The following is a 12851-nucleotide window of genomic DNA, read 5'->3' as shown; positions in this document are numbered from 1 at the left end:
GCGTCACTGTGTTCACAACCAAAGGGCATTCACAAATTGTGTTAACCCCGGTGAATATTTAATCATGACTTTGGCAACAATTGAATGGTCGAGGCCCTGCTGAATCCCGGCAATCGGAATCAAAGCCAGCAGCGCCAAAATGAGAAACAAAAAAATATACCCGATTACCAAATTGGCAATGCCGCCAATGACAGCACTTTTGCGGTGACCCATTGCCTTATAAGTCAAACCATGGAACCACAACGAGATAATTCGAGTCATTAACCAGCCGATCGTCAGTACCAGTAAAAAAGCAAAGCCGCGATAAAACGCGGTATCTAATGTCAAACCGATTTTATCGGAATAAAACGCAAATTGACCGGCGTTAGTCGCCGACGGATAAGGAATTAATAACGTGAAGTGTTCCCCTAATGGCTGGGCCAAGGCAGTTGCCGCCAAAAAACTCAGGGCATATCCGCCCACGTGTAGCCACTGCAACGCAGCCCCGCGACGTGCCCCACTGTAATAAAAATATGCCAACACTAAAATAATCGCAATCGAAATCAAGTCGTTCCCCCACTATGCCTTTTGATCCGGCTCATCCTGTTGGGCCGCTAACAGTTTAACCTGATCAGAAACAGCATTGAAGGCAACTAAAACGGCCTGCTCTTCGGCGGTCAGATCAGGTGCAAGTGTTTTAACTTGATCCAGCCGTTCGTTCAGCAGCTTCGTCACGGTCAAAAAGTGTTGCTCGGATCCGGGTCCGATAATCGTATACGCTTTACCGCCAATAATGGCTTTAAAGCGGCGCTTCTCCTCAGTCATGACGCGAATGCCTCCACTCTTTTAAGGTGTATTTTACCATAGTTAACCGGTCGCGAGCAGGTGCGGGTAAATGCGACTGAAATTGGGAGTTATCTGCTCGAAATGTGCTCGGTTGCCATAACACGCTCCCCCAGCGCAGAAACCTCCATGTAAGGAACTTGGTCGCAATGGCAAAGACCGCCTCGAAAACATACGTCCTTACTCCATAACGCGCTCCCCGACGCAGAAACCTGCACATAAGGACCTTGAGATTAAATGGCCAAAGCCCAGCCATTTAATCTCAAGGATATTGATGCTTCGATTCACTTCAGCTCTCCATAACGCGTTCACTGGCGCAGGAGCCTGCATGTAAGGACCTCGGTCGCAATGGCCAAGCCCGGGCCATCACGCCCAAGGCCACTTACACTCCGGCTCCTAACCGCGCCGGCTCGCGCTCACACAAAAAGCAGACCACCAATTCCGGTGGCCTGCTAGGGGGATGACTTGGTTAATCTTGTAGATTTGAATCGTCATCGGCCAAGAAGGTGTTTAGGACTTCTTCGACCATATCCCATTCCTCATCGTCTTCGATAGGAAAAAGATCTCCCGAGCTGGCATCCCCGTTTGCATCCGGCGTGAATGAGAAAGCCTGGATTTCAACTTCCTGATTATCGCTTTCGCTGGCAGGATATAAAAGCACGTAGCTTTTGCCGTAATCTTCGGAATCAAACGTGAATAAAACCTGATAGAGCTCTTCGTTGCCCTTTTCATCGATCAGCGTAATCTGCTGATTGTCATCTCCGGGCGTTACATGTTCGTTATTCGCCATCTTGCCCTCCTTAAATACAGGCGGAACCTGTGTTGCCACCTGCCATGATTATTGCTTCGTCAAGGGACCTTTTGCATCCAGATAATTTTGCAGGATCATCTGGGCAGCCACTTTATCGATAACCTGTTTTTGCCGCTTACGGCTGGCGTCTGCTTCTTCAATCAGCATCCGCGAAGCCTCAACGGTTGTAAGCCGCTCATCAATAAAGTCAACTGGCAAACCAAACGTCTCTTTAAGTAAATCACCATAAGCCTGTGACTTTTCTGCGCGTGGTCCAATTGAATTGTTCATATTTTTGGGTAAACCCAAAACAAAGGCGGTCACCTCATATTGCTTGACCAACTCTTTGAGGCGTGTAATCCCAAACTGTTGTTTATCTTCATTGATCCGAATAATCTCCAGACCTTGTGCCGTCCAGCCTAAAGGATCACTGATCGCTACCCCGACAGTCCGAGAACCGACGTCCAACCCCATTAAGCGCATTAAGCTTGCTCCTTGCCAAGATAGTTTCGAACAAGCTCTTCAATGATCTCGTCGCGCTCATGTTTCCGGATCAGGTTACGCGCATCATTGTACCGAGGAATATAGGCTGGATCCCCAGAAATCAGATACCCCACTATCTGGTTGATCGGGTTATAGCCTTTTTCCTCAAGCGCCTTATACACAGTTTCCAACGTTTCGTGAACATTTTTCGGATTGTTATCTCGAAAATCAAAGTGAACGGTTTGATCTAATGTGCTCATTCTTACACCTCTATTCTATCCGCTTCACAGACCATTTTACTTGAAAGCCAGGCAAATGTACAATTCCTGAGCAAAAGTAAGTAAAAAGTCAATGAAAGCGTCTGTTACACCCAATCATCATCCTCGTCATCCCAATCAGCCAAGCCGATCACCTGTTTAATCTTATCAGGATGCACTGGAAAATGAATCGGCGGCATAACCTGCGCATCGACAACCTCACCATGCAGCGTACGCCCTTCATTTCCCACCGGAACGATGACCACGTCGCCTTCCTGCAGTCCAGGCAAATCGGTTTTATACAAATAATCCTTGGACCCTTGCCGGAAGTTGACTTTAATGTAATGCATCAACTGCGGACCGAGTTGATAAGCTTCCTGCAGATCACGTCGTTCACCGATCCGCCGAAAATTCTGAATGGCCGCAGTGACTGTCTGCCATAACTTCTTCATCTTCAAGTCGGTTTCAGCATTCACTTGAAGTTGCGTTGGCTCGCCGTGCGGATACTTTACCGTCAATACCAGAATCGCTCGCGGCCGCTGAGCAGGATCGACAGTGATGGCGGTTAAATCGCCTAAACCAGCCACAGCATCGGTCACCTTTTTAGCTAAGGATGCTACCAGCTCAGGGTCATGATAGACAACATCATGATCGGAAAGCGGCTCGGCGTAGGCAGTTTTCAGAACCACTTGATTATTCAACGCATCAATCAGGTACGTTCGCCGATAACGTAATTGCCGATTTAAAAAGCGGCCCGGTCCATCGAACTTCGGCAACTGGATGGTGCCAAAACGGACATAATCCATCTGCCACGCTGTAGGCGGCAAAAAATGACCGCCGGGAACGGTAACGGCATACTTCAATAAACTAAGCAAGGTTTCAAAATTTTCAGGAAGTGGCTGACCGCCTTCGTAGCGATCCTTCTGACCACCATCGTCAGTGATCGTCAATTCCCAGCGCGTGTCAGCCAGCATCGGTGACTTTTCAGCTGACGGTTTGCGCCAGGCATTGAAGTCGAGCGCGGATAGTTTGGCAATAAACGCCGCAGCATCCGCTCCTGTCAATTCATTCTCGGCCGCTCCTTCCAGCGTTGTCGGATCAACAATATAATCTATGTTAACCAGGTTATCGCGACAGACGACTTGATAAACCTCCCGCGTCCCCAAGAAATCGGTTAAGGCCAACCGCAACGCTCTCATGCTACTCACCCCCAATGGAATCGTTTTCTTCATTCTACCATGAATCATCGCGCTCATAACGCCAAAAATAAAATGCGTCAGGATTCGACTAACAAAATAACTGTTAGCGAATTCTGACGCACGGTACAACTATTTAAATGGCATTCAAGAGGATCAATTTAGGCACTGAAGCTGACCATGATTACCAGTAAAACGGCTTCAGTTTACTAAGCTTGTTGGCCAATAACCTGCTTGGCTTCGCTTAAGGCTGCTGCAATACCGGCCGGATTCTTGCCGCCTGCCTGAGCCATGTCCGGACGACCGCCGCCGCCACCGCCAACTTTTGGCGCGATGGCTTTGATCAGGTCACCTGCTTTGATGCCGGCTTTATTCGCGGTTGCATTGGCTGCTACCAGCAAGTTTGCCTTGCCATTGGCTTCCGTTCCCAGCACCAGCACATCCGAAGCGTTCTTGGTTTTCCATTCATCAGCCAATTGTCGCAACTCGTTCATCCCGGCAACTTGAACCTGTTTGGTAATGATCTTGAAGTCGCCAACCGTTTCGGCATGGTCAAAAATACCAGCTGCAGCTTGGGCAGCAAGTTTTGCCTGCAACCCATCCACTGTTTTCTGCTCGGTTTTAAGATCAGCCTGCAGTTGGGCAACCTTGCTTGGCACGTTTTTCACCTGATCAATTTTCAGATGATCTGCGGTTTCTCTTAGCCAATCCTGTTGTTGCGTCAGATATTCGTAAGCTTCTTTAGATGTCACAGCTTCAACCCGGCGAATACCGGCACCGATACCGGATTCACTGGTGATCTTGAATAATCCTAATGCATTGGTATTGGTTGGGTGCGTGCCGCCGTCAAATTCCTTGTTATAATCGCCAATCGACACAATCCGCACGACATCGCCGTATTTGTCCCCAAACATAGCAATCGCGCCAAGTTTCTTGGCCTCTTCGATTGGCATCTCTTTCCAGGTAATCGGCAAAGCATCCCAGATTTTCTGGTTAACAATCGTTTCGACTTCACGGAGTTGTTTCGGCGTTACCTGTCCAAAGTTCGTAAAATCAAATCGCAAGTAGTCCGGTTCGACTAATGAACCTGCTTGGTGAGTGTGCTCGCCCAAAACGTCGCGCAGTGCCTGATCAAGCAAATGAGTCGCCGTATGGTTAAGCGATACTTTCTTCCGCCGCAGCCGATCAACACTCAGCCAGTATGCTTGGCCTTTTTCCAACTTACCGTTAACCGTCACCGTATGCAGATTCTGGCCATTGGGTGCGTGTTGGACATCGGTCACTTCTGCCAATACCGTGCCGTCTTGCGCCTTAATTTGTCCGTGATCGGCTACCTGGCCGCCCATTTCCGCATAAAACGGGGTTTCGTCAAAAATCAACTGCGCCGTGCCATCGCTAACATCATTCTGCAACTGATCGTCAACAATAATATCCTGCAAGGTCGCATGCTTATGATCCAGCTCGGTCCAGCCGGTAAACTTGCTTGGTGTCGTGATGTTCATTAAGACAGTATCCTGACTGCCCATCGACTGGCGATCGCCGCGCGCTTTACGGGCCCGATCACGTTGCGCGGCCATGTTCTTTTTGAAGCCGGCCATATCGACTTGCAAGCCTTCATCCTGTGCATACTCGTTTGTCATTTCAACCGGGAAACCATACGTGTCGAACAACTTAAAGGCATCAGCGCCGGAAATTTCTTTCTTGCCGGTTTTCTTTAATTCGGCAATGATCTGATTCAACAGATTGACACCGGCATCCAACGTCTGACGGAATCGTGTTTCCTCGGATTTGATCACCTTTTGGATAAATGGTTGGTTAGCCAGAATCTGTGGGTAATAGCTCTTCATGATTTCGCCGACAACCGGTACCAACTGATACAGAAAATCGTGATCGATGCCTAGCTTTTTGCCATTCAGAACCGCACGCCGGATCAGCCGCCGCAAGACGTAACCGCGACCTTCGTTACTTGGCAAGGCGCCATCACCAATGGCAAATGTCACCGTCCGGGCATGATCCGCAATGATTTTAAATGAAACATCATCCTGCGCGTTGGCACCGTATTTCTTTCCGGCACTCATCTTTTCAGTTGCCTTGATAATCGGCATGAACAGGTCAGTCTCAAAAATCGTTGGCGTCCCTTGAATGACAGCAACCAAACGTTCCAGCCCCATGCCGGTATCAATATTTTTATGCGGCTGTTCGACAAAGCGCCCGTCTGGTAAATGATTCAGTTCTGAAAAGACAATATTCCAGATTTCAACATACCGCGAGTTTTCACCACCGGGATAGTTCTCCGGATCATCTTCAGCGACATTGTTGAACGATTGGCCGCGGTCGTAAAAAATTTCAGAATCGGGACCGGATGGGCCTTCGCCAATATCCCAGAAATTATCTTCCGCTTCAACGATGTGATCGTCAGGAACCCCGACCTTGCGCCATAGTTCTTTAGTTACCTTATCTTTTGGATAAACCGTCACATACAGACGTTTAGGATCGAATCCAAACCATTTAGGACTCGTCAGTAATTCCCACGCCCACGGAATCACTTCTTTTTTGAAATAATCACCAACCGAAAAATTGCCTAGCATTTCAAAAAAGGTTAAATGCCGCGCGGTTTTCCCGACATTTTCAATATCGTTGGTTCGAATCGACTTTTGGGCATTGGTGATCCGCGGATTGTCCGGTACGACCGAGCCATCAAAATACTTCTTCAGCGTCGCAACACCGGAATTGATCCATAACAAAGTCGGATCGTCGACCGGAATCAACGAAGCACTTGGTTCAACGGCATGACCTTTACTCTTAAAAAAATCCAGAAACATTTGGCGAATTTCGCCACTTGACATCTTCTTCACTAATTTTTCCTCCTCTGAGCGTGAACCAGCCTGTTTAGAAACCGGAGTGTAAGTGGCCTTGGGCGTGATGGCGGTCCTTGCCATTGCGACCGAGGTCCTTACACGCAGGTTTCTGGGCAGGTGAACGCGTTAATGTGACTGACTAGTAAGCCCGTTAACACAAAAAGCACCATTGCTGCCAAGGGCGCTTACACGCGGTACCACCTTGGTTGCAATGATGCGACTCATTACCACTTCATTAATATTCGTTCAACTGATATCAGGGAGCACATCTTAGCCTGGCGCAACCGTTCTCAACTAATGCGGTTGTTTCTGTCTCACACAGGGGTCGACGCATATCCTAACGAGTCCCCATTATAGCTTTTCTGAAAAGTTGGGTCAACTCACTTTGTTAAGGGACATGAAGGCTTGGCGGCTAATTCACCGTGATCGTTGCAACCCGCCGATAAACCGCGGATGTCATGTCTGCCTCTCCTGACACCTGATAAAACGGCGACAGTGCCAACGCTTCTTTGGCTGTCGGATGGGCCGTTAATGCCGTGCTTTTTTGCAAGTCTTCGATAATCAGTTCGCTACCGGTTCGTTTAACCGGAATGGTCAGGCCAAATCGATTAGGCAAATACCGCGGCATTTCCAGCGGCAGCGTATTGCCGAATGAAAACAGGCTAGGGTTACCGCCACTTTGCAGATATTCATATTGATCCTGAGTTGGCAGACGGAAGCCAAAATAGCTCAATGACTTGCTCAAATCAGCTTTTCGCCACGATTTAACGATACTGACCTGATAATGATGGGCACTGGCCAATCGCAATTTGACGCTGCCGCTTGTCAGGGTAGCCGGCCAGCCGGTTTGCGAAAACGGATCAAGGCTGCCATGGCGATCTAGTAATGCCAATACTTGCGCACGGATTGCCGCATATGCCATATGGTTGCCCTTGAAAATTCGGGTGGTCAAACTAACCCGTCCCAAAATCTCCTCATTGGCTGGCGTTGCCCTTGTTGCGACCAACATAGGAGGCATATCGGTTTTTCTAACCGGCGAAAGCAGCTGTTGAATGTCAGCCAGGGTCAAATCGCTTTGCGCCAGGTAAGGTGCCAACTCTTCTTGATGATTCATCGCGAATCCCAGACTGACATTCGTCATCCCTGGAACCAACCGCACCCACTCACCACCGATCATCGCTTCAAAAGTGTGAAGTGTCTGACCGTAAAACGTAGCGGTCACCGGACGAATCGCGTCAACTGTCAGCAATGGACTTAAAAAATAGCGAGTCAGCTGTTGAAAAATAAAGCGCTGCCGTTTTTCATTCAGGGTATTCCATGTCGGCAGCGTCAACTCGTTTACGGCCATATTTTTATCCTCGTTTGCGGTTTTTACGTTTTTCGGCTAATAAGGCTTGGCGACGGGCAACTTTGGCATTCCGTTTGCGTTCCAATAAGGCAGCAGTGCGAATCTTCTTACGATAGTTTGGCATATGCTTTTGCTTGGCTTTTTTGACTAAGCCGCGCATCGCCAGACTCGTTTCTTCCTGCTTAGGCTTACGGTGAACGCGCCGATTTCGGTCATACGTGTCGACCAATTCGCCTTTGTGAAGGGTCTTAGGCGCAAACTTGATGCCCATATGCTCTAACTCGGCAACCTGATCTTCTTGTCCCGGTTCGTAAAGCGTGATCGCTGTCCCGGCCATGCCGTTTCGTCCAGTCCGCCCTACTCGATGAATAAAGAACTCCAGGTCTCGCGGAATCTCGGCATTAATCACCATCGAAACCCCTTTAATATCAATGCCACGCGCAGCCAAATCGGTTGCAACTACGTATTGATATTTAAGATCGGCCACTTCTTTCATAATGCGCCGACGTTCACGCGGTTGGATGCCGCCATGAATCTTGGCAACTTTCAACCCTTGATGTTTCAGGTAATCATGAATCGCATCCACACTGGTTTTGGTATTGGCGAAAATTAACACCAGAAACGGATGACCCATCGTGACAAGCTGATAAATCAGTTCGTTTTTATCCTGTCCTTTAGCAGCAATCAGAATATTTTCAACGGTATCGGCGATGACAGACTGTGGTTTGAGTTCAATCATCGTGGGATGATGCATGTATTTACGCAGGAACGGCTCGAGCTTTTGCGGAATGGTGGCGGAAAAAACAGCCATCTGCAAATTCTCCGGAAAACTGGACGCAATCGCATCGACAGTCTCCAGAAAACCCATGTCCAACGTCATATCGGCTTCATCAACGACAAAATGCCGAACCGAAGCCGGCACTAAATCATAACGTTTTATCATATCTAGAATCCGCCCCGGTGTGCCAATGGCTACATGTGGCTGATGATGCTGCAGTTTGTCAATCTGCTTTTGCTTATCCATCCCGCCGACTAACCGACTGATCCGAATCGCTGGCTCCGTTTGGGTCAGTTGTTGGGCAACCGCATAAATCTGATTGGCCAGCTCGCGGGACGGTGCCGTGATGACCACCTGAGTTGCATCCTGTTCAGGATCGACCATGCTAAGCAACGGTACCAAAAAAGCGTGGGTTTTCCCGCTGCCTGTCTGACTCTGACCCACAAGATTCTCCCCGCGCAATAAGGCCGGAATCACCTTTTTTTGAATCGGCGTCGGTTGCGTGATCCCCATAGCATCAAGGCCGGCGATCACGAACGGCTTGATTTGGTATTGTTTAAATTGATTCTCCATAATGCCTACTTTCCTGAAGTTGAATAGTCTTTGACCAATTGATCAAGTTGCGTTTCGATTTGAATCACTTCGTCAAAATTAGCGGCTTTGGCACCGCTGGCCAAGGGATGCCCTCCGCCATTGTGCGCTTTTGCGAGTGTATTGATAATGGGCCCCTTAGAACGTAAATGAACTCGGTACCCGCCTTCTGCCTGTTCGATAAATTCGGCCCAGGCGACAACAATGTCGAGTCGGCCAGGTGTTCCGACCACGGCACTTACCTGATCGTCTGCTAATTTCAGATCCTCAATGGCAGTACGTGGCACGGTAACGCTCGCTGCCCCGGCCGGACTGATCTTCAAATGGTCAATCACATACCCTTGCAGTCGGGCTTGCGCCAACGTGACTGTGTTCATCCGATTGTTAATCGCGGTCGGGTCAAAATCCTTTTTAATAAGCTCGGCGGCTACCTGCAACGTATGCGGCGTCGTATTATTAAAAAGAAAGCGACCGGTATCACCGACAATGCCGGCATAAAGCATCCTTGCCGCTTGATCCGATAATTTTAACGTGCCATCACTGGCCGCAATAAGATCGTAAATCAGCTCGGATGCCGAACTAGCATCGTTATCGACCCAGGTAAGATCGCCGTATGCATCATCATTAGGGTGATGGTCGATTTTAATCAGCATTTTTCCTTGATTAAAGCGCGTATCCGAAATCCGCGGGGTGTCAGCTGTGTCGGTCACAATCACTAGCGCGTCTTTATAAACCTCATCGCTGATGGTTTGTTCCTGCGCCAACCAGCTTAAGTTTCCGGTATCGCTGCCGACTTGATAAACCTGTTTGTCCGGAAAACCCGCGCGAATGGCTTCGGCCAAGCCAACTTGGGATCCCAATGCATCCGGATCCGGGTTCACGTGCCGGTGAATAATAATGGGATTATTGGCCTTAATGGCGTTGATAATATCGGTTTGAATCATGTTTGATCAATTCCTTTCTAGTAACTGACAGGTCACAACCGCCTTAGCCACCTGAACCCCATCGCTGAGGACGTCGACATCGACGGTGGCATCATGACGTGTCAGTTCAAGTACGCGTAGCAAAACGGTCACAATGCTTTCCAGTTGTACAGGGCGGAAAGTGGTCAGATTCACACCTTCAACCAACACATTTCGCCGCCCGCTAGCGTGGAGATACCTTGTGGTGCAGCTATTGATGGCTTCAGCAAGGACCCCAAAACTCATCGTCCCCAACGCATTGGTCATCGCTGGCACCGTTTTGAGTTCAAACCCGCCACCGTACGGCTTTTGCGGCGTGATCGCCGTCAATTGGGCACTGACTTGATCCGCAATGGTATTGGACAATTCCCGACTATGCGCAATCCCGGTCAAACTGGAAAAGACTGCATTGCGCGTCACGATTCCGAGTAGATTCCAACTGTCATCGACCACCGGCATCGCATTCATGCCATTATCCTGCATCGTGTGTCCGACGGTGGTAACACTCAAATACGGTTTTACGGTTTGCGGATCTTTTTGCATTAACCGCTCGATCGGCACGGTTGGCTTTTTGCCAGCTGCCAATGTCGGACGCATCAATCCAACCAGGCGACCGTTGCGGGTGATGACCGGTAACGGATAATGCGGATCCGTCATGGCCAGATAATCGCCCACTGTTGCTTCGACGCCGATTGTTTCAATCTGGGAAAGTGGCGTATAAATCGCGGCAACCGTTAAAATATCCTGCTTAATCGCTTGATCGGACAAAGCCCGATTAATCATTGTCGCCACGGTAAAAGTGTCATAAGCGGTCTGCAGCACTGGTAGCTGCTGATCATCTGCTAAAGCAATAATCGCCGGACTGGTTTCAAATCCCCCAGTGATTAACACTGCGGCACCGTCTTCAAGTGCCAGGCGCTGAACGTCTTCACGATTTCCGACAATCAGCAATGAATTACGCGTAATATATGGCCGCATGGCAGCCGGCGTCATCGCACCAATCACGAATTTATCGAGCTTCTTATCCATGCCGGCATGACCGCCTAAGACGTTAGCATCAATCAAATCAACTAACGTCTTAAACGTGACGGATTCAATTGGATTTAACGGTTTTTGCTCGATTCGTATCGTTCCGACCCGGGCAATTGTGGAAACGAAACCGGTATTCTCAGCTTCCTTAATCGCCCGATAGGCAGTACCTTCACTGACCTTCAAATGTTTAGCAATTGATCGAACCGAGATTTTCTTGCCGACCGCTAAATTCGCAATATAATCCAGAATCTGCTCATGCTTTGTTGCCATACCATCACCTCATTGCAATCTATCGTTAGTATACCATAGCTTTGGCTGTACTATGACAGTATGGGAACAGTACCATTCGGCCACAGGCGGCATGACAATGAAAACAGTTCCAATCCTCATCCTAATGGCAAATCAATATTTTCATACTGTTTAGGATCGAGGCCGGTCACGGTAATGCCCAGCAGGCGAATCGCTAACTTTGGTAACTTGACGCTCTGCCAAAGTTGCCATGCAGCGGCAAAAATATCCTGTTCATTTTCAAAATAATGATCCTGGGTTAAGCGTTTTGTCTGAGTGATAAAATCGACATCCCGAACTTTAAGGACAACGGTCTTGCCATGCATGCCTTTTTGATTCAACGAGGTGACAACGAGCGCCGCCAGTTTGTGCAGCTGGGCTTGGACACTTGAGCCGTCAGTCAGCGGCGTGCCATACGTTCGTTCCTTGCCAATCGACTTTGCGGTCCGCACAGCCACTGGGCGATTATCGACGCCGCGGGCATGCTGGTACAAGACAAAGCCCATCTTGCCAAACATCCCCAGTAGCTGATCCTGTGATAACGCACGTAACGTTTTGCCATCGGTCACGCCTAGATCCGTTAATTTTGGCAGCGTCTTTTTCCCGACGCCGCGAAACTGTTTAATCGGTAAGCGATCCAAAAACAGTAATGCCTGTTCCGGTAGCACCACGGTCCGACCGTTGGGTTTGTTATAGTCAGACGCCTGTTTGGCAATGAATTTGTTGTAAGAAATACCGATGGAGCTGGTCAGTTGCGTGGCCTGACTGATTTGATCCTGCAACCATAAGGCCAATGCAATGGTGCTGGGAAAAGCGTGATTAGCCGTCACATCCAGATATGCCTCGTCAAACGCAACTGGTTCTATCAAATCAGTGACTCGATGAAACAAGGCATGAATTTGGGCTGAGACAGCTTTATATTTAGGAAAGTCCGGTGTTTTAAACACCAGTTCCGATCGCGGCACCAGTTGCAAGGCTTCATTAGCAGGCATAGCCGAGTGCACGCCATAGCGCCGAGCCACATAATTAGCCGTCGTCACAACGCCTTTTCCGCCGGTCGTTCGCGGATCGCGGGCAATCACCAAGGCTTTGCTTCGCAGTCGCGGGTCATCGCGCATTTCAATCGAGGCGTAAAAAGCATCCATATCGAGATGGATAATCTTTCGGGACGTATCATTTTGCAAAGGTAATTCGAAGAGTGCCATGTGTCCCTCCTTACGGTGATTGAAAAGCGATCGTGCTTACTTGGCTAAGGTTGGCGGACGGGAAGCTTTCTATGTTGGGCGAATAAGTCTGGCTGAGTTTGGCTTTCTATAACGCGTTCGCTGGCGCAGAAGCCTGCGTGTAAGGACCTCGAACCCAAATGGCCAAAGACCAGCCGGTTCGAGGCCACTTACACTCCGGCTTCTAACCGCGCCAGCTCACGCTTACAAAAAAGGAACTCTG

The 12851-nt window shown here is 49.0% G+C and carries 12 protein-coding genes; all 12 read right to left on the bottom strand.

The features are described 5' to 3' along the window. Positions 1 to 12: 12 nt before the first annotated feature. A complete protein-coding gene (locus tag LACSTY_RS03400) occupies positions 13 to 546 on the bottom strand; it encodes a CvpA family protein (RefSeq protein WP_087911725.1) in 534 nt (177 codons plus the stop codon). A gap of 12 nt (positions 547 to 558) precedes the next feature. After that, complete coding sequence (locus LACSTY_RS03395) at positions 559 to 804, bottom strand: cell division protein ZapA (RefSeq protein ID WP_087911724.1); 246 nt, start codon at positions 802 to 804, stop codon at positions 559 to 561. A gap of 487 nt (positions 805 to 1291) precedes the next feature. Beyond that, positions 1292 to 1612: a DUF1292 domain-containing protein gene (locus tag LACSTY_RS03390; protein WP_010493750.1), complete on the bottom strand. Its 321-nt coding sequence runs from the start codon at positions 1610 to 1612 to the stop codon at positions 1292 to 1294. Positions 1613 to 1660: 48 nt separating this feature from the next. After that, positions 1661 to 2095: a Holliday junction resolvase RuvX gene (gene ruvX / locus LACSTY_RS03385; protein WP_025012321.1), complete on the bottom strand. Its 435-nt coding sequence runs from the start codon at positions 2093 to 2095 to the stop codon at positions 1661 to 1663. Continuing rightward, on the bottom strand, positions 2095 to 2355 hold the full coding sequence (locus LACSTY_RS03380) for an IreB family regulatory phosphoprotein (RefSeq protein ID WP_003564007.1): 261 nt from the start codon (positions 2353 to 2355) through the stop codon (positions 2095 to 2097). The genes ruvX and LACSTY_RS03380 overlap by 1 nt, the downstream gene beginning before the upstream one ends. A gap of 104 nt (positions 2356 to 2459) precedes the next feature. Further along, positions 2460 to 3551: a hypothetical protein gene (locus tag LACSTY_RS03375; protein ID WP_087911723.1), complete on the bottom strand. Its 1092-nt coding sequence runs from the start codon at positions 3549 to 3551 to the stop codon at positions 2460 to 2462. 206 nt (positions 3552 to 3757) lie between these two features. Further along, positions 3758 to 6403, bottom strand: coding sequence for an alanine--tRNA ligase (gene alaS / locus LACSTY_RS03370; RefSeq protein ID WP_087913231.1), 2646 nt, complete (start codon positions 6401 to 6403; stop codon positions 3758 to 3760). A 415-nt stretch (positions 6404 to 6818) separates the two neighbouring features. Next, complete coding sequence (locus LACSTY_RS03365; RefSeq protein WP_087911722.1) at positions 6819 to 7754, bottom strand: hypothetical protein; 936 nt, start codon at positions 7752 to 7754, stop codon at positions 6819 to 6821. Between the two features lie 4 nt (positions 7755 to 7758). Beyond that, on the bottom strand, positions 7759 to 9105 hold the full coding sequence (locus tag LACSTY_RS03360; protein WP_087911721.1) for a DEAD/DEAH box helicase: 1347 nt from the start codon (positions 9103 to 9105) through the stop codon (positions 7759 to 7761). Positions 9106 to 9110: 5 nt separating this feature from the next. After that, the gene (locus LACSTY_RS03355) at positions 9111 to 10067 is read right to left on the bottom strand and encodes a DHH family phosphoesterase (RefSeq protein WP_010493715.1); all 957 of its coding nucleotides are present in this window, start codon (positions 10065 to 10067) and stop codon (positions 9111 to 9113) included. Positions 10068 to 10073: 6 nt separating this feature from the next. Then, positions 10074 to 11387, bottom strand: a complete 1314-nt coding sequence (locus LACSTY_RS03350) for a DRTGG domain-containing protein (protein ID WP_087911720.1) — start codon at positions 11385 to 11387, stop codon at positions 10074 to 10076. Positions 11388 to 11503: 116 nt separating this feature from the next. Beyond that, a complete protein-coding gene (dinB, locus tag LACSTY_RS03345) occupies positions 11504 to 12610 on the bottom strand; it encodes a DNA polymerase IV (RefSeq protein WP_087911719.1) in 1107 nt (368 codons plus the stop codon). Positions 12611 to 12851: the final 241 nt, after the last annotated feature.

It is taken from the genome of Lacticaseibacillus styriensis, from assembly GCF_030770295.1.
GTDB classification, from domain to species: domain Bacteria; phylum Bacillota; class Bacilli; order Lactobacillales; family Lactobacillaceae; genus Lacticaseibacillus; species Lacticaseibacillus casei.
Note: the sequence above shows the minus strand (reverse complement) of the source record. Positions and strands in the feature narration are given on the sequence as shown.